This window comes from Streptomyces sp. NPDC059201 (genome assembly GCF_042754585.1).
Lineage (GTDB): Bacteria > Actinomycetota > Actinomycetes > Streptomycetales > Streptomycetaceae > Streptomyces.
In genome coordinates, this window is sequence record NZ_JBHZBB010000011.1 from 248,561 (window position 1) to 271,299 (window position 22,739).

The following is a 22,739-nucleotide window of genomic DNA, read 5'->3' on the forward strand; positions in this document are numbered from 1 at the left end:
ATGACCGACGGGTTCGACCTGCGGGCGCTGCTCGCCGCACGCGGCGGCGAGCGGTACGCGCTGCACGCCCGCTACCTCAACCCGCAGCTCCCGCGGATGCTGCGCACCATCGGCTTCGACAAGGTCTACGAGCGGGCCGAGGGCGCCCACTTCTGGGACGCCGAGGGCAACGACCACCTCGACATGCTCGCCGGCTTCGGCGTCATGGGCCTGGGACGGCACCACCCCGTCGTCCGGCGGGCCCTGCACGACGTCCTCGACGCGGACCTTCCCGACCTCACCCGCTTCGACTGCCCGCCGCTGCCCGGACTCCTCGCCGAGCGGCTGCTCGCCCACAGCCCCCACCTCGACCGGGTCTTCTTCGGCAACAGCGGCACCGAGGCCGTCGAGACCGCGCTGAAGTTCGCCCGGTACGCCACCGGCCGGCCGAGGATCGTCTACTGCCACCACGCCTTCCACGGGCTCACCACCGGCGCCCTCTCCGTCAACGGCGAGCAGGGCTTCCGGGCGGGCTTCGACCCGCTGCTCCCGGACACGCCGATCGCGCTCGGCGACCTCGACGCCCTGGAGCGCGAGCTCCGCAAGGGCGACGTGGCCGCCTTCGTGGTCGAACCGATCCAGGGCAAGGGCGTCCACGAGGCCCCGCCCGGCTTCCTCGCCGCCGCGCAGGAGCTGCTGCACCGGCACGGGGCGCTGCTGATCGCCGACGAGGTGCAGACCGGCCTCGGCCGGACCGGCGACTTCTACGCGTACCAGCACGAGGAGGGCGTCGAGCCGGACCTGGTGTGCGTGGCGAAGGCGCTCTCCGGCGGGTACGTGCCGGTCGGCGCGACCCTCGGCAAGGACTGGATCTTCAAGAAGGTCTACTCGTCCATGGACCGGGTCCTGGTCCACTCCGCCAGCTTCGGCGGCAACGCCCAGGCGATGGCGGCGGGGCTGGCGGTGCTGTCGGTGATGGAGTCCGAGGGGACGGTCGCGCACGTGCGGCGGGTCGGCGGGCTGCTGAAGAGCCGGCTTGAGGAGCTGGTGCCCCGGTACGAGCTGCTGCACGCGGTGCGGGGCCGGGGGCTGATGATCGGCATCGAGTTCGGGCGGCCGAGCTCGCTGGGGCTGCGCGGGCGGTGGGCGATGCTCCAGACGGCCCGCAAGGGGCTCTTCGCGCAGATGGTGGTGGTCCCGCTGCTCCAGCGGCACCGGATCCTCACCCAGGTCTCCGGGGACCACCTGGAGGTGATCAAGCTCATCCCGCCGCTGGTGATCGACGAGGCGGACGTGGACCGCTTCGTGACCGCCTTCACGGAGGTCATGGAGGATGCCCACGGCGGTGGCGGGCTGCTCTGGGACTTCGGGAAGACGCTGGTCAAGCAGGCGGTCGCGCAGCGCTGAGCCGCCGGCGTCCCGCGTTTTTGCCTCTGGGGCAAGAAACTTGCCTCAGAGGCACGTTCCTGGCGGAATGGACCCATGGACCACGTCCCCCGGGGCCCCGCCCCGGAAACCGCCGCTCCCGAGATCCTGCCCGACGTCGCCCCGCAGCTGCGGGCCCTGCGCCGGCGCCGGGGGTTCACCCTGGAGGCGGCCGCCCAGCGGGCCGGGCTCTCCCCGGCGCACCTCTCGCGCCTGGAGACCGGGAACCGGCAGCCCTCGCTGCCGATGCTGCTGGCCCTGGCCCGTATCTACGGTACGACGGTCGCCGAGCTGCTGGGGGAGACCCCGCCGGAACGCGACCCGGTGGTCCGGGCCGGCCGCTCCGAGCCGGTCGAGGCGGACGGCTGGGTCTACCGGCAGGCGGGCGGCGCCGGCCGGGCCATGCAGTGCCTGCGCGTCCATGTGCCGTACGCCACCCGGGCCGACATCGTGCGCGTCCACCCCGGCGAGGAGTGGCTGCACGTCCTCGAAGGACAGGTCCGGCTCGCCCTCGGCGAGGCGGTGCACCTGCTCGACCCCGGGGACAGCGCGCACTTCGACTCGCTCACCCCGCACCGGATCGGCGCGGCCGGCCGCGCCGGCGCCGAGGTGCTGTTCGTCCACACGCTCCTCCAGAGCCCCGCCGCCGAGCTGTGCCTGGGCGGCGGCGCCCCGCACTCCCGCTGAGCCTCCGAAGGTTGGTCGACATGTCCGACAAGTCAGCACATTCCGCCCCGGGCACCGGCGAAGAGCGCGGCGAGGGGAAGTTCCCCAAGGGGCTGGTGCTCCGCCTCTTCGCCTACCTGATCGCCGGTCACCTCTTCGCCGGTTTCCTCTACCTGCTCTTCATGCTCGGCGGGCAGAACCAGTAGTCGTCGCGCAGTAGCGGTTTCCGGGCCCGCTGGCACTCACGCCGCCGTGAGCAGCCGCTCCCGCAGGCGCGCCAGGGTCTCGGGCGCGAGCTTCAGGCCCTCCGCGAGGTAGGTGTCGACGGAGCCCCAGGTCGCGTCGATCGTCTCGAAGGCGGCCCTCAGGTACTCCACCCGCGCGTCGAAGAGCGGGCTCAGCAGCTCCATCACCTCGGGCGCCATCGCGTCCCGGGCGGTGGAGCTGCGGCGCACCTTGTAGCGGCGGTGCGGCGCGTCGGACTTCACGTAGTCGGCCTCGATGGCCTCGCGCTCCACGCCCAGCGCGAGCAGGGTGATCGCGATCGAGAGCCCGGCGCGGTCCTTGCCGGCCGCGCAGTGCATCAGGGCCGGGACGGACTCCTCGGCGAGGGAGTGCAGGACCCGGCTGTGCTCGGCGGTCCGCTCCACGATCATCCGGCGGTACGAGGACGTCATCCGGTCCGCCGCCTTGCCGTCGCCCAGCAGGTTCCGCAGCGTGCCGAGGTCGCCCTCGCGGACCATCCGCCAGAACTCCTTGCCGTCGGCCGGGTCGCTCAGGGGTATGTTCACGTTCCGTACGCCCGGGAGCTCGACGTCGGGCCCCTCCACCTTGGCGTCGGCGGCGTTGCGGAAGTCGAAGATCGTGTGCAGCCCGAGGTCGGAGAGGAAGGCCGCGTCGGACTCGGTGGCGTCGGCGAGGTGACCGCTGCGGAAGAGGGCGCCGGGCCGGACGGCCCGCCCGTCCGTGGTCGGCAGGCCGCCCACGTCCCGGAAGTTGCGGACCTCGGCGAGCTCGGGCTCGCCGGGTTCGAGGGGGTGGACCTGCGGCGACTGCTGCGTCACGGATGCTCCTGGGGGTAGGCGTCAGCGGGACCGGGACGAGATCGGTTCCCCCCGCAATCATCCCGGCGCGCAGGGCCTGGCGCACCCCCCTGGTCGGTAATGGGCGATCTGTCCGTATTGGAGGGTCTTGCGGTAACGCGCCCTGGTTGCGGGGGAGATGGAATGCGGCGCGTGAGCAGGGTCATAGAAGTGACGGATCGTGGCCGACCGCCCGGATCAATCACCCTCCCTGAAAAGGGAATCGAGGGACCGTCATCGACGGAGGGTGACCGGAATTCCGGGCCCGAAGATCGTCCCGGAATGCCCGTCGAATTCCGTGGCTTGTTCGCGCCGACCCCGCTCGTCTAGCGTCGCCGTCAATCCGGTCGGACCGCCGAATCCTGCCACCGCCCGGAATTCGACCCCATCCCATCGCGTGGCAGGAGCGGGGGACCCAAGGAAGTACGCCGGTCCCGCGACGCAGGACGGCTAGGGGTGAAGCCGCGTGAGAAACGCGGCCGGGCATCTCCAGTCCGAACCCGACAGCTCACCTCGCAGGCGCCGGAGAGGAATTCGCCATGCCCGTGAAGGGTAAGCACCGCCGCCAGAAGTCCACCCTCATCACCCGTGGCCTCGTCGCCGCCGGCACCGGTGGCGCCGTCGTCGCCCTGCCGCTCCTCGGCGCCACCGGCGCCCACGCCGCCGAGCAGGCCGCCCCGGCCGCCGTCTCCAGCGCCGTGGTGAGCGCCGCCGCGCACGTCCACACCCAGGCCGCCGCCGCGCCGGCCGCCCAGGCCGCCGCCCCGAAGACGTACTCCGTCGTCGCCGGCGACTACCTGTCGAAGATCGCCGCCGAGCAGAACGTCGCCGGCGGCTGGCAGAAGCTCTACTCCGACAACCGCCAGGTCGTCGGCGGGAACCCCTCCCTGATCCTGCCGGGCATGAAGCTCACCCTCGGCGCCAAGAACCCCGCCAAGGCCGCCGCCCCGAAGCCCGCCGCCGCGCAGTCCGCGCCCAAGGCCGCCGCCAAGGCCGCCCCGAAGGCCGCTCCGAAGGCCGAGCGCAAGGCCGCCCAGAAGACCCAGTCCTCCGGCGAGCAGACCCGCGCCTCGCGCTCCACCGAGCGCGCCGCCGCCCCGGCCGCCGCGCAGTCCACCTCCTCCGGCTGGGTCGCCCCCGTCGCCGGCGGCGGCGTCTCCACCCCCTACCGCGCCTCCGGCTCCATGTGGTCCTCCGGCTACCACACCGGTGCCGACTTCATCGCCTCCTCCGGCACCACCGTCCGCGCCGTCGGCGCCGGCACGGTCGTCTCCGCCGGCTGGAGCGGCGCCTACGGCAACGAGGTCGTCATCCAGCACGCCGACGGCAACTACTCGCAGTACGCCCACCTCTCCTCCCTCTCCGTCTCCTCCGGCCAGTCCGTGAGCGGCGGCCAGCAGATCGGTCTCTCCGGCTCCACCGGCAACTCGACCGGCCCGCACCTGCACTTCGAGATCCGCACCTCGCCGAGCTACGGCGCGGACATCGACCCGCTGGCCTACCTGCGCCAGCACGGCGTGTCGATCTGACCCGTCCGGCCCCACGGCCACACGAAGGCCCGGCACCCCTGGTGCCGGGCCTTCGCCCTATTCCGGCTTGGCAAACTCTTTATCGGTGGCATATATCACCCGCCGTCAACCCCTCCTTACGGTCGCGTAGGTCACATCCGAAAAGGAAGGATGTGCTTCCGTGGCAGACGATTCGAGAGCAACAGACGAGAACACGTTCGGGTCCTTCGGGTCGTACGCGGCGATCGGTGACAGCTTCACGGAGGGCGTCGGGGACCCGGGTCCCGACGGGACGTTCGTCGGCTGGGCGGACCGCTTCGCGGTGCTCCTCGCCGACCAGCTTCCGGACCACGAGGGCTTCCGCTACGCGAACCTGGCGGTCCGCGGCCGCCTCCTCGACCAGATCGTGGCCGAACAGGTCCCCCGGGCGAAGGAGCTCGCCCCCGACCTGGTCACCTTCTGCGCGGGCGGCAACGACATCATCCGCCCCGGCACCGACCCCGACGACGTCGCCGAGCGCTTCGAGCGGGCCGTGCGGGACCTCACCTCCGCCGTCGGCACCGTCATGGTGACCACCGGCTTCGACACCCGCGACGTGCCGGTCCTCAAGCACCTGCGCGGCAAGATCGCCACGTACACGGCCCATGTCCGCGCCATCGCCGACCGCTACGACTGCCCGGTCCTCGACCTGTGGTCGCTGCGCTCGGTCCAGGACCGGCGCGCCTGGGACGACGACCGGCTGCACCTCTCGCCCGAGGGCCACACCCGGGTCGCGCTGCGCGCCGCCCAGGTCCTCGGCCTGCCGGTGCCGGCCGACCCGGACCAGGCGTGGCCGCCGCTGCCCGTCCGCGGTCCGCTGGAGGTCCGCCGCGACGACATCCTCTGGGCGCGCGAGTACCTGGTGCCGTGGATCGGCCGACGGCTGCGCGGCGAGAGCTCAGGGGACCACGTCGAGGCCAAGCGCCCCGACCTCATGCCCCTGTAGCTCCCGGACGGCCGGCGGGGATCCGCTCCAGGACCCCGCCGGCGAAGACGTCGTACAGCGGCAGCGTCTCCAGGTGGACGTACCCGATGTGGCAGTCGCAGATGGCGAGGGGGCAGGCGCGCGGCCGCAGCGCGGCACGGTACGAGCCGTCGTACAGGTTGCCCAGCTCGGCCCTGACGAAGTGGCAGCGCCGCACCGTCCCCTCCCCGTCCACCGACACCACCGACTCGCCGGTCCGGCAGGGCAGCCCCGCCGAGCGGTGCGGATGCCGGCTGTAGCCGAAGAGCGGGTCGATCTCCGACCAGGCCGCCGCCTCCGCGTCGGTGTACGTGTGCCCCTCGGCGGCGTTCACCCACAGGTAGACGTGGCCGGGCAGCGCGGCCCGCAGCCGCAGCGCCTCCGCGTGGTGCTCGGGCAGGCCCACGACGCCCACGCTGAACCGGACGCCCCGGGCCGCCAGGTCGAGCGCCTTGCCGAGGAAGCGGTCGTACGGGGTCTGGCCGGGGTGGTACGTGCACCACAGGGCCAGCGACCCGAGGTCGGCCTCGTCCAGCCACGCGGTCCGGCAGCTCAGATTGGTCTGGATCGCCACCCGCTCCACGTGCGGCAGCCGCGACAGCTCGACCATCGCCCGCCGGTACCAGGAGCGGACCAGGCCCTCGCCCCACGGGGTGAAGAGGATCCGCAGCCGGTCCCCGGTCTGCCCGGCGGCCCAGCCGGTGAAGCGTTCCAGGGCCGCCCGGTCCGCCCGCAGCGTCTCCGGGCTGTCCCGCCGCTTGGCGAAGGGGCAGTACGGGCAGTCGTAGTCGCAGGAGGCGAGCGGCCCCCGGTACAGCAGCGTCAGGTCCACGGCCGGCCCCTACTTCGGCTCGTACGCGGCCATCGCGGCCCGTACGGCGGGGGAGAACAGCTCGGGACCGAGCCCGTCCGAGTACGCGAGCCCCTCCGCCGACAGCCTGAGCAGCCCGTCCGGCGCCGCCCCGTCCAGCCAGCCGAGGGCCGCGAACCGGTCGAGCTCCGTACGGAAGTCCTCGTACGCCGGGGACCCGAACCGCTTCTCGTACCCGGCGAGCTCCATGCCCTCCGCCTGGAGCAGCGACTGGAGGAGATGGCGGCGGCGCGCCTCCGCCCCGTCCACCCACCGGCCGACCTGCGCCCGGGAGAAGTCCCCGGTCTCCGTGTAGGCGTCGATGATCGACCGGATCTCCCGCATGTCGACCGCGTAGTCGAAGGAGTAGTGCAGCGACGCGGTGTACGAGCGGGCGCCGCAGCCCAGGCCGATCATGCCGTCCGTCTGGCAGGCGTGGTCGTCCGGACCGGACGGGGCCGCCCCGGCCCGGCGGAACATCCGCATCGACACCTGCTCGTAGCCGTGCGCGAGGAGGTGGTCCCGGCCGAGCCGGTAGAGCCGCAGCCGCCGCTCGTCCCACGCCCGGTCCGACTCGGCGGGGCCCGAGCGGCCGAGGCCGGTCAGCGGGCGCACGTACAGCGGGTAGAGGTACAGCTCCTCGGGCCGCCACGCGAGCGCCGCGTCCAGCGAGTACCGCCAGGACTCCTCGGTCTGCCCGTCGATGCCGTAGATGAGGTCGATGTTCAGCACCGGCACCCCGGCGTCCCGGATCCGGCCGAGCGCCGCCTCCACGTCCGCCCGGCGCTGCGGCCGGACCGCCGCCCGCGCCTCGGCGTCGACGAAGCTCTGCACGCCGATGCTGAGCCGGGTCGCGCCCCGCGCGGCGAGGACGGCGAGCCGGTCGGCGGTGGCGGTGGCCGGGGAGGTCTCGACGGAGAGCGGCACCGCCCGCAGGTCGGCGCCCATGCGGTGCTCGGCGATGTCGCAGAGCCGCTCCAGCTCGGCGGCGGTCAGGAAGGTGGGCGTGCCGCCGCCGAACGCCGCCGCCACGAACCGCACCGGCGCCGCGTCGCCCAGCGCCTCCCGGACCGCCACGGCCTGCCGGTCGAGCGCGTCGAGATAGCGGGTCGTCAGCTCGTCGGGGGCGCCGATCCGGGTGAAGAGGTTGCAGAAGCCGCAGCGGACCTCGCAGAACGGGATGTGCGCGTAGAGCGAGAGGGCGTCCTTCGGCTCGTCCGCCCAGAGCGAGGCGAGCTCCGGCCGGGCGGGCAGCGGGCGGTACGCCGTCTTGTGCGGGTAGGCGTACACGTACGAGCGGTACGGGCGCGGGAGCGGGCCGCCGGTCACGCGTCGGCTCCTTTCCGGGGGCCGTCGAGCGTGAACTGCGCGTACGGCACCGTCCACACCACCTCGTGGCCGAGCCGGTGACCCGTGAAGCCGTCCTCGCCGTACGCCGTGCCGTGGTCCGAGCAGACCACGGCGAAGCAGGGGCGGCGGCTGGACATCGCCGCGAACAGGCGCCCGATGTGCCGGTCGACGTACTCCAGGGCCGCCGCGTGGGTGGCCCGGGTGTCGCCGGCCTCGCGGCTCGCGCCCGGCGTGTGGAACCAGTTGGGCTGGTGCAGCGCCGACACGTTCACGAAGAGGAAGAGCCGGCGGTCCGCCGGGAGCGCCGCCACCACCTTCTCGGCGCGCGCGACCTGCGCCTCGAAGGAGGTCGGCGAGGCGACGCCGAAGGAGGGCTCCCAGTGGCTCTCCTGGAAGAGTCCGGGCAGCACCGAGCCGAGCGGGGGCTGTCCATTGAAGAAGCCGACGCCGCCGATGCACACCGTCCGGTAGCCGTCGGCGGCGAGCGCCGAGACCAGGTCGGGGGAGTCGTACACGTACGTGCCGTCGGCGGTGGTCTCGCTGCCCGCGAACCGGGCGGCGAAGAGCCGGGGGTGCGGGCCGGGCGCGGCCGGCGTCGGCAGGAACCCCGCGAAGATCGCCTGGTGGGAGGCGTAGGTGAAGCTGCCGGGGGCGTGCCGCCGCTCCCAGCGCCCGTCCGTGAGGTGGCGGGCCAGGTTCGGGATGCGGCCGGCGGCGGCCAGCTCGGCGGCCACGTCGTACCGGAGGGTGTCGAGGGTGACCAGGAGCAGGTCGTGGCTACCGACGATCGTGTTCATGTCGGGTCGGCTCACGGGGTGGGGCCGGTTCGCGGGGTCGGGTCGGCTCACAGGGTCGGGCCGGGTCGCGGGGTGGGGCTGGTTCACGTGGTGCTCGTTCCTGTGGTGCCTGGGGTACGTATCGCGGTGTCGTGCGGCGTGGGGAAGGCGCTGAGCAGGTCGGCGACCTGTGCCCCGTAGGTGTCCAGGCCCTCGGCGCCGCTGTCCGGGAGGCCGGTGAGGCCGGGCAGCAGGTCCCCGAAGGCGTTGACCTCGCCGACCGCGAAGCGGCGCCAGCCGGCGCCCGGCAGCAGGTCCACGCCGACGCACCGGGTGCCGGGGAAGGCCGCCGCCGCCCGCTCGCAGACGCCGAGGGCGTCCTCCCAGCGGCAGCCGGCGGCGGTGATCGCGGTCCGCGCGGCGGCGAGGTCGCCCCGGGCGCCGCCGAGGTGCAGATTGGTCAGCGGCGAGCGGCTGGTGCGGACCACCGCGTGGGTGGCGCGCCCGCCGGTCACGACCACCCGCAGGTCGGCCGCCCGGCCGCCCTGGACCGCCTTCGGCAGCCAGCGCTCCACGTGCAGCCCGTCCGACGCGAGCGCGTCGACCAGGGCGCCGACCTCCCGCTCGCCCGTGTAGCGGCGCACCCGCAGCGAGTTGAAGAGCCGTCCGGCCGTGTCCCGCTCGACGGAGGTGGCGGCCTGCACCCGGCCCGCGCCGGCCGTCTCCACGGCCAGCACCCCGGAGGCGGAGGAGCCGTGGGCCGGTTTGACGAAGACCCGGCGCAGCCCGGTGCCGGCCATCAGCGCCACCAGGTCGTCCCAGCCCCGCACCGGAGCCCCGCCGGGACCGGAGGTCGGCGAGGCCGGGACGGGCACCCCGGCGGCGGCGAGCCGCCCGTGGGTGAGCCGCTTGTCGAAGAGGACCGCCGTCTCGGCCGGGTCGTCCACCAGCACCGCGCCGGCCCGCGCGGCCTCGGCGGCCAGCCCGGCGACGGCGGCGGTGAACCGCTCGTACCAGACCCGGCCGCCCTCCACCCGGGCCGGATCCTCGGTGCCGCGCAGCAGCCGGTCCACCTCGGGCACCTCCCCGGGCGAGTCGACCCGCACGGTCTCGCCCGCCGCGAAGCGGGCCCGGCCGTGCAGGACGTCCGTCCAGCCGACCACCCGCGCCCCGGGCAGCCCGGCGGCGCGCAGCGCGTCCTGGAAGAACGCGACGCGCCGCCCCGCCGGGTCGCCGACGACGACGAGGCGCGGGCCGGAGGTCATTCCGCGATGGCGACGTAGCGCCAGACGTCCCCGTCGCCGTCGTCCTCCGGGGACTGCGGGTCGTCCAGCACGACCCGTACCCCGTGCGGCACGAGCGCGGCGGTCAGCCGTTCCCGCATGGGCTCCGAGAGGTAGTGGTGCTCCAGGTCCAGCTCCCGCAGATGGGTCAGCGGCTGCCCGTCGAGCAGCGCGGCCGCGCCCTCGTCGGTGAGCACGCCCATGCTGAGGTCGAGCCGCTCCAGGCGGGCGACGACCGGGGCGCCCGCCACGGCGGCGGCCACCTGGTCCTGGACGACGCTGTTGCACAGCCCCAGGCTGCGCAGGGCGGGGAAGGTCTCGCCGGAGAGCAGCGGCGCGAGGTCGCCGGGCGAGGAGTCGCCGCCGTACTCGTCCGTCCCGAGCCACAGTTCGATGTTCTCCAGCGCGGGCAGGTCGCTCCCGGCGATGCCGCGCACGACCTCGGCGCCGAGCCCGCCGGTCTCCACGACCAGGGTCTCCAGGCCGGTGTGACGCACCGAGGGGAAGGCGAGTCCGTTGCCGCCGCGCACGCCGAACTCCCGCAGCGCCGGGTAGGCGGCGAGCAGCGGCGTCACGTCGGACTGGACGATCCAGGAGATCTCGCAGTCCTCGAAGGTCATGTCCCCGAGGAAGACCGCCTCCAGGGCGGTCAACCGGTCGTTGGCCCCGATGAGCGCGGTGACGATCGCGGCCGAGGAGGTGTCGTACGCGTCCTCCCAGCCGCCCACGACGATCGCGCGGACACGTCCGGTCTCCACGGTCTTCAGGAAGCGCGCGAAGACGGCGTCCCAGCTCTCCTCGTCGGCGTCGCGGTACGTCGGGCTCGACAGCCGCCAGGCCACGGCGGCCGCGTCGGGCAGCTCGGCGCGCGACTCGGCGTCCGGGAGGTCGAAGACGGGGAGGCCGTGGAACTCCTCCAGGTGGGCCCCAATGGTCATGACGGTGCTCCAGACGACGGACGGTTGTACGGACGGACGACAGTACGGGCTGACGGCAGTACGGGCGGACGACAGTACGGACTGACGGCAAGAGTTCTACCAAGCGGCACCGACAACGGGGTCCCGCGGGTGCCGGATCGGGTGCTTGATCCGACGCGTTGTCAGTGGCGGCCTCTAGCGTCGTTCTCGTGTTCGGGCACTGGGTTCCGGACGGGGAAGGGGAGAGCCATGTACCGGCAGGGGGACGTGCTGATCGTGCCCGTCGACGAGCGGGCCGTGCCCGCCCGGGCGAAGGACGCGAAGGGCGAGCCGAGGGACGGGCGGGGACGGCTCGTGCTCGCGTTCGGCGAGGTCACCGGACACGCCCACGCGGTCCCCGGCCCCGGCCGCCTGGTGCCCGAACCGGGGCCGTACGGCCCCTTCCTGCTCGAACTGCCCGAGGGCGGGCGGCTGGTGCACGAGGAACACGCGCCGATCGTCCTGCCCCGGGGCTGGTACCGCGTGGTGCGGCAGCGGGAGTACGTGCCGGGCGCGTTCCGGATCGTGGCGGACTGAGGGGCCGGGGGATGAGAGTCGGGAGCGGGACGAGGACGAGGACGGGGATGGGGATGGGGACGGGGATGGGGAAGCGGATGTCGGGGGACGAGGGTGTGGGGGATGAGGGCGTGGGGGACGGGACGATGAGCGACGGTGGCGTGGTCGGGGGTCTCGACGGGGTTGACGTGTACGAGAAGTGGCGGCGTGTCGCCGCCGCCACCGGGCCCGCCGACCGGACCGCCGTCGAGGCGGGGATCCGGCTGGCCTACGGCTCCGCCGGGCTGCCCGCGCCGGAGCGGGTGGTGTGGGCGGACTCGCCGCTCGCCGGGGTCGAGCTCGTCGCGGGTCTCGCCGACCGGGGGCGCTCGGTGCGGGAGGAGGTGCGGACCCTGCCCTGGGCGGAGGAGCGCCGCAGACTGCACGACGCGCTCGGACCGGCCGGGTGGACGGCGCACTGGCAGGCCACCGGCGCCCGGCTCTGGGAGCCGACGCGGGCGCTCGCCGAGCGGATCAGGGCCGGGATCCTGGACGTGCTCGGGGAGCGGGAGGAGCCTGGCGCCCTCACCGAACTCGCCGGGCGCGACCTGTTGTACGACGCGGTGCTCGGCCAGCAGGACGCCGCCTGGCTCGCCGCCTTCGACGGGCACGGGAACCGGCTCGCCGGGCTCGCCGCCGTCGCGGAGCGGGCCGGCTGGTGGTGGCCGTACGAGAAGGCCGTCGTCGTCTGCGAACGCCCCGTCGAACTGCACCGGGACGAGGCCGGCCGGCTCGACCGGGGCGACGGCCCCGCGCTCGCCCACCGGGACGGCTTCGCCCTCCACGCCTGGCGGGGCATGCCCGTCACGCCCGACTTCCTCGCCGGGCTCGGGGACCTCACCCCGGAGCGGATCCGGGAGGAGGAGAACGCCGAACTCCGCCGCGTGATGCTGGAGTTCTACGGCTACGAGCGCTACCTCGAAGCCTCAGGGGCCATTCCCGAGGGCCGGGACGAGGCGGGTGTCCTGTGGCGGATCGCGCTGGACGACGACGAGGACGTCGTCATGGTCGAGGTGGTCAACTCGACGCCCGAACCCGACGGCAGCCACCGCACCTACTGGCTCCGCGTGCCGCCCCGCACCCGGACCGCCCGCGAGGGCGTGGCCTGGACCTTCGGCCTGGGCGAGGAGGTGTACGAGCCGCTCGTCCAGACCTGAACCGCCCCGCCGCTGGTACGGAGAGGTGAAGGGCGGCGCCGGTCAGGAGTGGCGCCCGGGAGGCGGCGGCCCCGGGTGCTGGGATGTGCGCGCCGGAGTCCCACCGGCACCCCATCCCCGAAGGGACCGCCCGTGCCGCACCGCCCCGCGCCCACCCTCCCGCACCGCGGCGCCCGCGCCGCCCGGCTGCTCGCCGCCGCCACCGCTGCCGGCGTCGTCTTCGGCGGGCTCCTCGCCGCCTCCGCCCCCGCGGTGGCCGCCGCGTCGGAGCGCTCCGCCCCGCCCGCCGCCGTCAAGGCCGAGGCGCCCGCCACGGTGACCGTGACGGGCAGCGGCAGCGCCTCCGCCGCGCCCGACCTGGCGATCCTGTCGGTGGGCGTGGAGGCCACCAGGGCGACGGCGAAGGACGCGATGGCGGCGCAGAGCACCGCCGCCGAGGCGCTGCTCGCCGTCCTGCGCAAGGAGGGCATCGAGGACCGGGACATCCGTACCGACAGCCTCTCCCTCAACCCCGTGTACACCCAGGCGACCGGCGGCGAGTCCAAGGTGACCGGCTACCAGGCGGGCCAGACCTTCTCCGTGAAGGTCCGGGACATCGACCGGACCGGGCAGGTCATCGGGGCCGTCAACGGCGCCACCGGGAACGCCGGCCGGGTGCACGGGGTCGTCTTCGACGTGGCCGACCCGAAGGAGCTGCGCGCCAAGGCCCGCGAGGCCGCCTTCCGGGACGCGTACGAGAAGGCGTCCCAGCACGCCCGGCTGAGCGGCCACCGCCTCGGCCGGCTGGTCTCGCTCAGCGAGGGCGACTCGCTGCGCCCCGGCCACGGCGCGGTCCCGTCCATGCCGGCCGACGAGCCGAGTGTCCCGCTCGCCCCCGGCGAGATCGAGGAGCAGGTCACGGTCTCGGCGGTCTTCGAACTGCTCTGACGCGCGTCCGCGTGGGGGGTCAGCCCTGGTCGCGGGAGACGCCGAGCTCGCGGTCGAGGGCGGCGTCCGCCCACTGGAGCATCGCCGTCCGGGAGAGGCCGCCGGCGTAGACGGTCGTCTGGACGGCGAGGCCGTCCAGGTAGGCGGTGAGCCGCCACGCGGCACCGGTCGGGTCGGGGCAGGGGAACTCGCCGGCGGCGACGCCCTCCTCGATCACGGCGGTCAGCGCCGCCTTCCACTCCCGGTCGAGCGAGGCGGCGACCCTGCGCAGCTCCGGGTCGCGCAGCCCGGCCGCCCATGCCTCGATCCACAGCCGCCAGCCCTTGGCCTGCCCGGTAGGGGCGTACCAGCGGACGGCGGCCCGCAGCCGCCGCGCCGCCGTCGAGCGGCGCCCGAGGATCTTGCGCAGCTGGGCGAGATCGCCCTCGGCCGCGTGCGCGAAGGCCGCCGCGACCAGCTGTTCCTTGGTGGAGAAGTGGTAGAGCACCAGCGCGTTGCTGACGCCGAGGGCGGCGGCCACGTCGGCGATCCGGACAGCGGTGGCGCCCCGGGCCTCGATCTGTTCGACGGCGGCCCGCAGCAGCTCCTCGCGCCGCTCGGCCACGCTCAACCGCACTCTCGCCACGTCGAGCAGCCTACACAGCACATGCCGGAGTCATGATCTCCGTGCTGCCGGGGGGTGGGCGGGGTGAGCGGGGACGGGCCGGGGCGGGTGGCCCGGTCAGTACCAGCCGTACCGCTCCGCGATCACCGGCAGCCGTTCCGCCACCAGGGCGTGCGCCGCCGCGCGGGGGAGCACGCCGTCGGCCCCGGCCCGGTCGAGCACCCGGCCCGTCAGGTCCCGCATCGCGCCGCGTACCCGGGCGAACGCCTGGTCCGCGTCGGCCTCGACGTCGCCGAAGAGGGTCCACCACCACCAGGCGTTGGTGCAGGAGTTGACCACCACGTCCGGCAGCACCGTGACCCCGCGCGCGGCGAGGGCCGCCTCGGCCTCGGGGAGCACCGGCATGTTCGCGGCCTCGGCGATCCAGCGGGCCGTGATCCGCTCCTGGTTCCCGGCGTCGATGGCGTACGAGACGGCGGCCGGCACCAGCACCTCCGCGTCGACGGCGAGCCAGGCGTCCCCAAGGGCCTCGCGGTCGCCGGGGCGCAGGGCCGCGCGGTCCACGGTGCCGTGCCCGTCCCGGGCGGCGATCAGCGCCTCGACGTCGAGCCCGTCCGGGTTCACGACCGTGCCGCGCACGTCGGCGACGGCGACGACCCGCAGCCCGGCGCGGGCGAGGAAGCGGGCGGTGGCCGCGCCCATGGTGCCGAAGCCCTGCACGGAGACCCGGGTGTCCGCGTACGCCCGCCCGGCCCGGTCCAGCGCGACCAGCACCGACTCGGCCACGCCGAGCCCGCCGACCAGGGCGTCCAGGCCGATCCCGTCGACCTCGATCGCGAAGGCGTCCGCGAGCCGCTTCCGGGCGGCCGCCTCGTCCTCCAGGAGCGGGAAGACGGCCTGCACCGAGGAGTCGAGCCCGGCCTCGGCGACGGCCCGGTCGACGGTCTCCTGGGTGAGCCCCAGGTCCTCCCCGGTGGTCCAGAACCGCTCCACGTACGGCCGCATCGCCCGCAGGTAGCGGACGAGGACGCCGTACGCCTCGGGGGAGCGCGGATCGCAGTCGATGCCGCCCTTGGCGCCGCCCAGCGGCACGTACCGCGCGGACGGGTCGTAGTGCAGGGCCTCCTTCATGGTCATCCCGCGGGCGAGCCCGGCGACCTCCTCGGCGGTGCACCCCGCGCGCATCCGCAGTCCGCCGCTCGCCACGCCCCGGATCAGCCGGTCGACGACCAGATGGCCCTGGCGGCCGGTGACGTGGTCGGTCCAGGTGAGGGAGAGGAGCGGGGCGGCGGGCAGGGGGGTCAAGGCATTCCTCCGAGGCGGCGGCTCATTTACTGAATGACGATTCAGTACGGGGACAGTATGACGGACGGGGAGGGACGGTCCCCGGCGCGGCCGCCCATAATGGAACGACCCCCAGAGTTCAGGAGGACCTGTGACCGGTACCGGCCCCGACCGCTCGCTGCGGGCCCGGCTGCGCGCCCTGCGGCCCGAGTCCTTCGGCGCCGACCCCACGGGGGAGCGGCTGGCCCGCATCCGCCGCTCGCCGCACTTCGCCGACGGCGTCTTCCAGAACCCCGAGGAGGCCCGGCGCGGTCCCTCCGGCTCGACCACCGAACTTATGAAGATCTACTTCGAGCGGGAGGCGCGCGCCCGCCGGGCCCCGGCGGGGGTGATCCCGGTCCACCCGACGACGGTGGCCGACCTCGCCCGCCCCGCCGCCAGCGGTCTGCGGATCACCTGGCTGGGCCACTCCAGCGTGCTCGCCGAGATCGACGGCGTACGGATCCTCTTCGACCCGGTCTGGGGAGAGCGCTGCTCTCCGTTCTCCTTCGTCGGCCCCAAGCGGCTCCACCCGGCGCCCGCGCCGCTCGCCGCGCTCGGCCCCGTCGACGTCGTCGTGATCTCCCACGACCACTACGACCACCTGGACCTGCCGACCATCAAGGCGCTGGCCTCCACGGACACCCTTTTCGCCGTCCCGCTCGGCGTCGGCGCCCACCTGGAGCACTGGGGCGTCCCGGCCTCCCGCCTGCGCGAGCTGGACTGGCACGAGTCCACCGAGATCGGCGACCTCACCCTCACCGCCACCCCGGCCCGCCACTTCTGCGGCCGCGCCATCCGCAACCAGCAGCACACCCTCTGGGCCTCCTGGTCAATCCGCGGCCCCCGCCACCGCGTCTTCCACAGCGGCGACACCGGCTACTTCCAGGGCTTCAAGGACATCGGCGCCACCCACGGCCCCTTCGACATCACCATGATCCAGATCGGCGCCTACTCCGAGTTCTGGCCCGACATCCACATGACCCCCGCGGAAGGCGTCCGCGCCCACCTCGACCTCCAGGGCGGCGCCCCCGGAGGCGTCCTCCTCCCCATCCACTGGGGCACCTTCAACCTGGCCCCCCACCCGTGGGCGGAGCCGGGCGAGTGGACCCGGGACGCGGCCGAGGAAGCCGGTCAGACGGTGGCCCTCCCTCAGCCCGGCCAGCCCTTCGAGCCCACCGGAAAGGTGCCGGGCGAGCCGTGGTGGCGTGGCGTCTCCCAGCCCCTCGCCCGCCCGTGGCACCGCCCGAAGCCGGTGAAGGACCCTGGCGAGGCTCCCCGCCGCGATCTCGACCTGGCGGGCGATCGCTGACTTCCCTCTTTTCGGGGATCGCTGCTGGTCACTTGGGGTGAACAGCAGCCGGGGGCCGTTCCTGGTGCCTGGGGGGCGGCGTTGGGGAGGGTGTGAGTACCGCAAGCACAGCTCCCATACTGACCGTTCCTCTCGATGCCCCCGTCCCTCCTGCCGTGCACGACTCGGGCGCGGACGCCGCGCCCGGCGAGATAGTCGTCGCCTCCTGCACGACCCTCGGCACCACCCTGGTCGTCCACCTCACCGGGGAGATCGACCACTACAGCGCCGTACCGCTGCGAACCCTTCTGGCCTCGGCAGCGGACGACGGCTACACCGGCCTCGTCCTGGACACCGCCCACGTCACCTTCTGCGACTCCGCGCTCCTCGCCGTCCTGGACTGGTGGCCCCAGCGCGGCCGGCGCCTCCTCCTCGCGAACCGCTCCCGGTCCGTTCGGCACCTCCTGAGCGTGGCCGCCTCCACCCGGCAGCAGACCGGCCCGTATCGCGTGAGCACGGCGTCGTAGGGCGACGGCACAGAACTGGGGCCGGTGGCGGACAGGCCGCCGGCCCCAGCGCTCCCTGTCTCCAGGGACCCTCCGAAGCCAGTGGTGATCGGTGGGCCTGGGTGCGTGTGTGGCCCTCGCCATGGGTGAAGACCGGGCCGGGGGGCGTAGGGGATCCGCCCGATCGGTTGGCCGGGGGTCGTAAGGGGATCCGACGATCGGTTGATCGCGGGGCGAGCCTGACGGCCGATGTGCGAAGGGTCGGGGGCGGGCGACTCTGGGTGCATGGCGATGATCGAAGTACGGGAACTGCGTAAGGCGTACGGGGGGCGGAAGGCCGTCGACGGGGTCTCCTTCTCCGTGGAGGAGGGGGAGATCTTCGGGATCCTCGGGCCCAACGGGGCCGGGAAGACCACCACCGTCGAGTGCGTGGCCGGGCTGCGGGTCCCCGACGGCGGGCTCGTGCGGGTGGCGGGGCTCGATCCCGTCGCCGACCACGACCGGGTCACCCGGCTGCTCGGGGTCCAGCTCCAGCAGAGCGAGCTCCAGGCCAAGCTCACCGTCCGGGAGGCGCTGGAGCTGTACTCCTCCTTCTACGAGCGGCCCGCCGACTGGCGCGCGCTCGCCGCGCGGCTCGGGCTCGACGACCGGCTGGACGTGCGGTTCGGCAAGCTGTCCGGCGGACAGAAGCAGCGGCTGTTCATCGCCCTCGCCCTCGTCGGCGACCCCCGCGCCGTCGTCCTCGACGAGCTCACCACGGGCCTCGACCCCCGCGCGCGCCGCGACACCTGGGACCTCGTCGAGGACATCCGGGCGAACGGCGTGACCGTCCTCCTCGTCACCCACGTCATGGAGGAGGCCCAGCGCCTCTGCGACCGGATCGCCGTGATCGACCGGGGGCGGGTGACCGCCCTCGACACCCCCGCCGGACTCATCGGCCGCTCCGCCACCGCCCGGGTGATCTCCTTCGCCGCCGACAGCCCGCTGGAGCACGCCGACCTCGAAGCCCTGCCCGGCGCCGCCGCCGTGGCCACGCGCGACGGCCGCACCGTCGTCACCGGCACCGACGCCACGGTGGACGCCTTCGTGTCGCTCCTCGCCCGCCGCGCCGTCACCGCACGCGGCCTGCGCATCACGGACACCACCCTCGACGACGCGTACCTCGACCTCACCTCCTGACGGGAGCCCCTCTCATGGCCAGCACCACCGCACCGGCCTCCGCCACGCGCGCGGTCCTCAGGACCGAGGCCCGCCTCTTCGCCCGTGAACCGGGCTCCCTGTTCTGGGTGATGGTCTCGCCGACCGTCCTCCTGGTGATCCTCGGCCTCATCCCGTCCTTCCGGGAACCCTCCGCCGACCTCGGCGGACGGCGCGTCATCGACCTCTACGTCCCCGTCGCCGTCCTCTTCGCCCTGATCATGTCCGGCCTCCAGGCCATGCCGCCCGTCCTCGCCGGCTACCGCGAGCGCGGCATCCTGCGCCGCATGTCCACCACCCCGGTCCGCCCGGCCGCGCTGCTCACCGCCCAGCTCGTCCTGCACGCCGCCGCCGCGCTGGTCTCGTCCCTGCTGGTGATCGCGGTCGGCCGGGCCGCCTTCGGCGTCGCCCTCCCCGCCCACCTCGCCGGATACCTCCTCGCGCTGCTGCTCGCCGTCGCGGTCGGACTCGCCCTCGGCGCGGCGGTCTGCGCCCTCTCCCGCACGCAGAAGATCGCCACCGCCGTCGGATCCGTCGTCTTCTTCCCCACCATGTTCACCGCGGGCGTCTGGGTGCCCGTCCAGGCCATGCCCGATACCCTGCGCCAGATCGTCCAGTTCACCCCGTTCGGGGCCGCCTCGCGCGCCCTCGACGAGGCCACCCGCGGCGGATGGCCGAGCCTGGCCGCCCTCGGGGTGGTGGCGCTGTGGGCGGTCGCGCTGACGGGGGCGGCCGTTCGCCGCTTCCGCTGGGAATGAGGGACGGGGAGCGAACGGTGGAGGGGGTACGGGGCATGGCCGCGGCGACCGTCGAGGAGAGGTGGCGGCAGTTCTTCCGCTGGGGGCCTTACGCGCTCCTCGGCATCGCCACCGGGCTCGCGGCGGCCACCGCCGGCCAGCTGATGACGGCACGCGACATGGCCGTCGCGGGCGTCCTCGTCGCCGCCGCCCTTGTCCTCCAACTGGTCTGGCACGTACGGCAGCGGAGCCAGAGCCGACCCCCGGGAGTGGAAGGCGAGGCGGAGGGCGATGCGGAGGCTTGCGCCGATGGGGCCGTGCTCGTCCCCGGAGCGCCGGGACCCGCCTCCGTCGCCTACTTCACCGTGCGTACGGTGCTCGGGCTCGCGCTCACCTGGTTCAGCCCGTTCTTCTCCGTCTACGCGTGCGTCGGGTACTTCGACGCCGTGCAACTGCTGCCGCCCCGCCCGGTGTTCGTCCGAACCGGGCTGCTGGTCGTCGCGCTCACCATGGCCGGGTCCCAGGCCGGCGGGCTGCCGCCGTCCTCCGTGCTCCAATGGGTCGCGTTCGGCGGGCTGTTCCTCCTGAACGGCGGCCTCGCCGTCGGACTCGCCCACCTCGGCGCGAAGGAGGCGGAGAAGGCCGTCGAGCGGACCGCGACCATCGCCGAACTCGCCCGCGCCAACGCCCGGCTGGAGCAGGCGCTCGCCGAGAACGCCACCCTCCAGGCCCAACTCGTCCTCCAGGCAAGAGAAGCGGGCGTCGCCGACGAGCGCCGCAGGCTCGCCGCCGAGATCCACGACACGCTCGCCCAGGGGCTCACCGGCATCATCGCCCAGCTCCAGGCCGCCGACGCCGCGGGCCCCGACCAGGCCCGCGTCCACCACCAGAGGGCCGCCGACCTCGCCCGGCACAGCCTCGGCGAGGCCCGCCGCTCCGTGCAGGACCTCAGCCCGGTCGCCCTGGAGCACGACACCCTGCCCCGGGCGCTGGCGAAGACCGTCAACACCTGGGCCGAACGCACCGGCATCGCCGCGCGGTTCACGGCCACCGGCGCCGAGAGCCCCCTCCACGACGAGGTCGCCGCCACGCTGCTCCGCATCGCCCAGGAGGCGCTGGCCAACGCCGAACGCCACTCCGGCGCCTCCCGCGCCGGCGTCACGCTCTCGTACATGGGCGACGAGGTCGTCCTCGACATCCCGGACGACGGCCGCGGCTTCGACCCGGCCGCGCGGCCCGCCCGAAGCTCCCACGGCGGCTTCGGCCTGGCCGGGATGCGGGCCCGCGCCGAGCGCCTCGCCGGGGCGGTCGCCGTCGAGTCGGCGGCGGGCGAGGGCACGGCGATCTCCGTTCGCGTACCGTTGGCGCACCATGACTGAGATCACCCTGCTCGTCGTCGACGACCATCCGGTCGTCCGGGACGGTCTGCGCGGCATGTTCGAGAGCGACCCCGGCTTCCGGGTCCTCGGCGAGGCGTCCGGCGGCGTCGAGGCCGTCGAGCTGGCCCTCGCCCTCGATCCGGACGTCGTCCTCATGGACCTGCGGATGCCGGAGGGCGGCGGCGTCGACGCCATCGCCGCGCTCGCCCGGCACGGCGCCCGCGCCCGGGTCCTCGTGCTCACCACGTACGACACGGACACCGACACGCTCCCCGCGATCGAGGCGGGCGCGACCGGGTACCTCCTCAAGGACGCGCCGCGCGAGGAGCTGTTCGCCGCGGTGCGGGCCGCGGCCGAGGGCCGTACCGTCCTCTCCCCGACGGTCGCCACCCGCCTCGTCAGCGCCGTGCGCCGGCCCGCCGCGCCCGTCGACGACACCCTCTCGGCCCGCGAGCGCGAGATCCTCGCCCTCGTCGCCCGGGGCACCTCCAACCGCGAGATCGCCGCCGAACTCTTCATCAGCGAGGCGACGGTGAAGACGCACCTCACCCACATCTACGGCAAGCTCGCCGTCAAGGACCGGGCGGCAGCCGTCGCCGCCGGATACGACCGGGGCATCCTCGGGCGCGCGTGACCCTCGTCGCAGTACTGTGAAAAGGCTCTGAACAATGGGTAGTTGGGTACACCCATCTCGGGACCTTCACCGCCTCGGGGGAGTAGGGGGAGCCATGGCCGAAGTGATGGGCTTCGCGGTCGTCGTCCTGGTGGTCTGGGGGCTCGTCAGGGCCTTCGGCGGCTCGTCCGGCGGCGAACCGCCGGGCAAGTCGAAGGACAAGGACAACGGCGGCGCCGGTGGCAACAGCAGTAGCTGTGGCGGCGGTTGTGGTGGCGGCGGCGGGTGCGGAGGGTGTGGCGGCTGCGGCTGACCACGCGCGGCCCCGCCGTCCCTTCAGTCGTCCCGCCCCAGGGGCTTCTCCCGCCCCAGGGGCTTCTCGCGCTCCAGCGGCCGCTCGCGCTCCAGCCTTCCGCCGCGCTCCGGGGCCGGGCCCGTGACCACCTTCGGGAGGGCCGACGGGTGTTCCTCGGTGAGCCAGCGGACCAGCTCCTCGCGCACGGCGCAGCGCAGCGTCCACAGCTCGTCGGGGTCCTTGGTCGTGACCAGGGCGCGGACGGTGATGCCGGTCGGCGAGGTGTCCGTCACCGCGAGGTCCCAGCCGCGCCCGTCCCAGCCGGGGCAGTCGTCGAGGAAGGCGCGCAGCCGCGCCCGCAGCAGCGGCACCGGCGTGGCGTGGTCGCAGTGCAGGAACACCGTGCCCGTCATCTCGGCGCCGCCCCGCGACCAGTTCTCGAAGGGCCGGGAGGTGAAGTACGAGACCGGGAGGGTGACCCGCCGCTCGTCCCAGGTGCGCACAGTGAGGAAGGTCAGGGTGATCTCCTCGACGAGCCCCCACTCCCCGTCGACGACGACGGTGTCGCCGATCCTGACCATGTCGCCGAACGCGATCTGGAATCCCGCGAAGAGGTTGCCGAGGGTCGACTGCGCCGCCACGCCCGCCACGATGCCGATGATCCCGGCGGAGGCGAGCAGCGAGGTGCCGAGCGCGCGGAACGAGGGGAAGGTCACGAGCGCCACCGCGCAGGCGATCACCCCGACGGCCACCGACACGACCCGGGTGATCAGGGTGACCTGGGTCCGCACCCGGCGCACCCGCGCCCGGTCCGGCGTGCGCCCGGCGTAGCGCGCGTACGAGGACTCCACCAGCGCGGACGCGAACCGCACCGTCAGCCAGGCGCCACTGCCGATCAGGCACAGCACCCGGATCCGGTCGGCGAGACCCGCGTGGTCCTGCGCCGGTGCCCAGCCGGTGAGGCGCACCGCCCAGCCCAGCAGCGCCGTGAACAGCACGACGAAGAGGGGGGTGCGACAGCGGCGCAGCAGCCCCCACAGGGGCGTGCCGGGGCGCCGGGCATCGGCGCGCCGGGCCACCAGGTCCGCCACCCGCACGACGGCGTACGCGGCGGGCGCGGCGCCGCACAGGGCGATCAACAGCCGCAGCGAGTTCTCCATGGGCTTCGCCTCACCGCCGGCGCGCCGGTCAAACCACCTCGGGGACCATTCTCCGGGCGGCGGCTCCTCCTCGGGTCGTACACGATCCGGCCCTCAGCGGGATTCCGGTGCGGGGCA

Annotated in this window: 24 protein-coding genes and 1 riboswitch; of the genes, 15 read left to right on the plus strand and 9 right to left on the minus strand. The window is 74.2% G+C overall.

What is annotated here, in order from left to right; genetic code table 11:
* The 3 genes from ACFXMG_RS30850 (at position 1) to ACFXMG_RS30860 (ending at position 2,276) form a co-directional block, all read left to right on the plus strand.
* A complete protein-coding gene (locus tag ACFXMG_RS30850; protein WP_383818597.1) occupies positions 1 to 1,386 on the plus strand; it encodes an aspartate aminotransferase family protein in 1,386 nt (461 codons plus the stop codon).
* Between the two features lie 75 nt (positions 1,387 to 1,461).
* Positions 1,462 to 2,091 carry a helix-turn-helix domain-containing protein gene (locus tag ACFXMG_RS30855; protein WP_383818595.1) on the plus strand — a complete coding sequence of 210 codons (630 nt, stop codon included), beginning with the start codon at positions 1,462 to 1,464 and terminating at the stop codon, positions 2,089 to 2,091.
* A gap of 20 nt (positions 2,092 to 2,111) precedes the next feature.
* Positions 2,112 to 2,276 carry a DUF6126 family protein gene (locus tag ACFXMG_RS30860; RefSeq protein ID WP_383818592.1) on the plus strand — a complete coding sequence of 55 codons (165 nt, stop codon included), beginning with the start codon at positions 2,112 to 2,114 and terminating at the stop codon, positions 2,274 to 2,276.
* Positions 2,277 to 2,312: 36 nt separating this feature from the next.
* Here ACFXMG_RS30860 and ACFXMG_RS30865 read toward each other — a convergent pair whose 3' ends face one another.
* On the minus strand, positions 2,313 to 3,134 hold the full coding sequence (locus ACFXMG_RS30865; RefSeq protein ID WP_383818590.1) for a tyrosine-protein phosphatase: 822 nt from the start codon (positions 3,132 to 3,134) through the stop codon (positions 2,313 to 2,315).
* Positions 3,135 to 3,523: 389 nt separating this feature from the next.
* A riboswitch (cyclic di-AMP (ydaO/yuaA leader) is annotated at positions 3,524 to 3,687 on the plus strand.
* Between the two features lie 4 nt (positions 3,688 to 3,691).
* Here ACFXMG_RS30865 and ACFXMG_RS30870 point away from each other — a divergent pair.
* The gene (locus ACFXMG_RS30870) at positions 3,692 to 4,681 is read left to right on the plus strand and encodes a peptidoglycan DD-metalloendopeptidase family protein (protein WP_383818588.1); all 990 of its coding nucleotides are present in this window, start codon (positions 3,692 to 3,694) and stop codon (positions 4,679 to 4,681) included.
* Positions 4,682 to 4,841: 160 nt separating this feature from the next.
* Entirely contained in the window at positions 4,842 to 5,645 is an 804-nt protein-coding gene (locus tag ACFXMG_RS30875; RefSeq protein ID WP_383818586.1) for an SGNH/GDSL hydrolase family protein, read from the plus strand.
* Here the strand turns inward: ACFXMG_RS30875 and ACFXMG_RS30880 are convergent.
* The 5 genes from ACFXMG_RS30880 to ACFXMG_RS30900 form a co-directional block, all read right to left on the minus strand.
* Positions 5,632 to 6,495: an STM4011 family radical SAM protein gene (locus ACFXMG_RS30880; protein ID WP_383818584.1), complete on the minus strand. Its 864-nt coding sequence runs from the start codon at positions 6,493 to 6,495 to the stop codon at positions 5,632 to 5,634. The two genes, ACFXMG_RS30875 and ACFXMG_RS30880, sit on opposite strands and share 14 nt — an antisense overlap.
* A 9-nt stretch (positions 6,496 to 6,504) precedes the next feature.
* The gene (locus ACFXMG_RS30885) at positions 6,505 to 7,842 is read right to left on the minus strand and encodes an STM4012 family radical SAM protein (RefSeq protein ID WP_383818582.1); all 1,338 of its coding nucleotides are present in this window, start codon (positions 7,840 to 7,842) and stop codon (positions 6,505 to 6,507) included.
* Positions 7,839 to 8,660 carry an STM4013/SEN3800 family hydrolase gene (locus ACFXMG_RS30890; protein WP_383818580.1) on the minus strand — a complete coding sequence of 274 codons (822 nt, stop codon included), beginning with the start codon at positions 8,658 to 8,660 and terminating at the stop codon, positions 7,839 to 7,841. The genes ACFXMG_RS30885 and ACFXMG_RS30890 overlap by 4 nt, the downstream gene beginning before the upstream one ends.
* Before the next feature lie 83 nt (positions 8,661 to 8,743).
* Positions 8,744 to 9,904, minus strand: coding sequence for an STM4014 family protein (locus tag ACFXMG_RS30895; RefSeq protein WP_383818578.1), 1,161 nt, complete (start codon positions 9,902 to 9,904; stop codon positions 8,744 to 8,746).
* Positions 9,901 to 10,860: an STM4015 family protein gene (locus tag ACFXMG_RS30900; protein WP_383818576.1), complete on the minus strand. Its 960-nt coding sequence runs from the start codon at positions 10,858 to 10,860 to the stop codon at positions 9,901 to 9,903. Before ACFXMG_RS30900 ends, ACFXMG_RS30895 begins: the two co-directional genes overlap by 4 nt.
* A gap of 228 nt (positions 10,861 to 11,088) precedes the next feature.
* Here ACFXMG_RS30900 and ACFXMG_RS30905 point away from each other — a divergent pair, with 228 nt between their 5' ends.
* The 3 genes from ACFXMG_RS30905 to ACFXMG_RS30915 all read left to right on the plus strand — a co-directional run bounded on the left by ACFXMG_RS30905 (position 11,089) and on the right by ACFXMG_RS30915 (position 13,517).
* On the plus strand, positions 11,089 to 11,415 hold the full coding sequence (locus ACFXMG_RS30905) for a hypothetical protein (RefSeq protein WP_383818574.1): 327 nt from the start codon (positions 11,089 to 11,091) through the stop codon (positions 11,413 to 11,415).
* 125 nt (positions 11,416 to 11,540) lie between these two features.
* Positions 11,541 to 12,590, plus strand: a complete 1,050-nt coding sequence (locus tag ACFXMG_RS30910) for a DUF6745 domain-containing protein (protein ID WP_383818572.1) — start codon at positions 11,541 to 11,543, stop codon at positions 12,588 to 12,590.
* 132 nt (positions 12,591 to 12,722) lie between these two features.
* Positions 12,723 to 13,517, plus strand: a complete 795-nt coding sequence (locus tag ACFXMG_RS30915; protein ID WP_383818570.1) for an SIMPL domain-containing protein — start codon at positions 12,723 to 12,725, stop codon at positions 13,515 to 13,517.
* 19 nt (positions 13,518 to 13,536) lie between these two features.
* Here the strand turns inward: ACFXMG_RS30915 and ACFXMG_RS30920 are convergent, their stop codons facing one another.
* The gene (locus ACFXMG_RS30920; RefSeq protein WP_383818568.1) at positions 13,537 to 14,142 is read right to left on the minus strand and encodes a TetR/AcrR family transcriptional regulator; all 606 of its coding nucleotides are present in this window, start codon (positions 14,140 to 14,142) and stop codon (positions 13,537 to 13,539) included.
* Between the two features lie 96 nt (positions 14,143 to 14,238).
* Positions 14,239 to 15,426 carry a Glu/Leu/Phe/Val dehydrogenase dimerization domain-containing protein gene (locus ACFXMG_RS30925; RefSeq protein WP_383818566.1) on the minus strand — a complete coding sequence of 396 codons (1,188 nt, stop codon included), beginning with the start codon at positions 15,424 to 15,426 and terminating at the stop codon, positions 14,239 to 14,241.
* A gap of 130 nt (positions 15,427 to 15,556) precedes the next feature.
* Between ACFXMG_RS30925 and ACFXMG_RS30930 the strand changes: the two genes are divergently transcribed.
* The 7 genes from ACFXMG_RS30930 to ACFXMG_RS30960 all read left to right on the plus strand — a co-directional run bounded on the left by ACFXMG_RS30930 (position 15,557) and on the right by ACFXMG_RS30960 (position 21,480).
* Positions 15,557 to 16,756 (plus strand): MBL fold metallo-hydrolase, encoded by a 1,200-nt coding sequence (locus ACFXMG_RS30930; protein WP_383818564.1) that lies wholly within the window; start codon positions 15,557 to 15,559, stop codon positions 16,754 to 16,756.
* A gap of 155 nt (positions 16,757 to 16,911) precedes the next feature.
* Positions 16,912 to 17,262 carry an STAS domain-containing protein gene (locus tag ACFXMG_RS30935; protein ID WP_383818562.1) on the plus strand — a complete coding sequence of 117 codons (351 nt, stop codon included), beginning with the start codon at positions 16,912 to 16,914 and terminating at the stop codon, positions 17,260 to 17,262.
* Positions 17,263 to 17,526: 264 nt separating this feature from the next.
* Positions 17,527 to 18,420, plus strand: coding sequence for an ABC transporter ATP-binding protein (locus ACFXMG_RS30940; RefSeq protein ID WP_383818560.1), 894 nt, complete (start codon positions 17,527 to 17,529; stop codon positions 18,418 to 18,420).
* A 14-nt stretch (positions 18,421 to 18,434) separates the two neighbouring features.
* Complete coding sequence (locus ACFXMG_RS30945; RefSeq protein WP_383818558.1) at positions 18,435 to 19,196, plus strand: ABC transporter permease; 762 nt, start codon at positions 18,435 to 18,437, stop codon at positions 19,194 to 19,196.
* 35 nt (positions 19,197 to 19,231) lie between these two features.
* Complete coding sequence (locus ACFXMG_RS30950; protein ID WP_383818556.1) at positions 19,232 to 20,554, plus strand: sensor histidine kinase; 1,323 nt, start codon at positions 19,232 to 19,234, stop codon at positions 20,552 to 20,554.
* Positions 20,547 to 21,188, plus strand: coding sequence for a response regulator (locus ACFXMG_RS30955; RefSeq protein WP_383818554.1), 642 nt, complete (start codon positions 20,547 to 20,549; stop codon positions 21,186 to 21,188). The genes ACFXMG_RS30950 and ACFXMG_RS30955 overlap by 8 nt, the downstream gene beginning before the upstream one ends.
* A 94-nt stretch (positions 21,189 to 21,282) precedes the next feature.
* On the plus strand, positions 21,283 to 21,480 hold the full coding sequence (locus ACFXMG_RS30960) for a hypothetical protein (RefSeq protein ID WP_383818552.1): 198 nt from the start codon (positions 21,283 to 21,285) through the stop codon (positions 21,478 to 21,480).
* A 23-nt stretch (positions 21,481 to 21,503) separates the two neighbouring features.
* On the opposite strand, the gene ACFXMG_RS30965 is transcribed toward ACFXMG_RS30960, so the two are convergent.
* A complete protein-coding gene (locus ACFXMG_RS30965) occupies positions 21,504 to 22,622 on the minus strand; it encodes a mechanosensitive ion channel family protein (protein ID WP_383818550.1) in 1,119 nt (372 codons plus the stop codon).
* Positions 22,623 to 22,739 lie beyond the last annotated feature (117 nt).